This is a genomic window from Colwellia sp. MB02u-9, assembly GCF_014077085.1.
Classification (GTDB): Bacteria; Pseudomonadota; Gammaproteobacteria; order Enterobacterales; family Alteromonadaceae; genus Cognaticolwellia.
Genome location: NZ_JACGVF010000084.1, coordinates 1 through 315, shown reverse-complemented (window position 1 = coordinate 315; position 315 = coordinate 1). Strand labels below are relative to the sequence as shown.

Annotated in this window: 1 tRNA gene and 1 rRNA gene; both read left to right on the top strand. The window is 45.7% G+C overall.

Annotation, left to right across the window (positions count from 1 at the left end):
• A 16S ribosomal RNA gene (locus tag H4J65_RS05915) occupies nucleotides 1-102 on the top strand; the annotation flags it as partial.
• A gap of 132 nt (nucleotides 103-234) precedes the next feature.
• Nucleotides 235-311 (top strand) — tRNA-Ile (locus H4J65_RS05910).
• The last annotated feature ends 4 nt before the right edge of the window (nucleotides 312-315 follow it).

The window sequence follows — 315 nt, the reverse complement described above, 5'->3', positions numbered from 1 at the left end:
TTTAACCCTTCGGGGAGGACGGTCACCACTTTGTGATTCATGACTGGGGTGAAGTCGTAACAAGGTAACCCTAGGGGAACCTGGGGTTGGATCACCTCCTTATCTTGAAGTAAAACAGCTTAATGAGAATTCTCTTTAGAGAGTGTTCTGCGAGTGTTCACACAAATTACATGATAACAAATTAGAAGAAGTCCAAACACGCTAGCTTCGGACGTAAAATCTTGAAAGAGAGATAGGTCTGTAGCTCAGCTGGTTAGAGCGCACCCCTGATAAGGGTGAGGTCGGCAGTTCAAGTCTGCCCAGACCTACCAATTT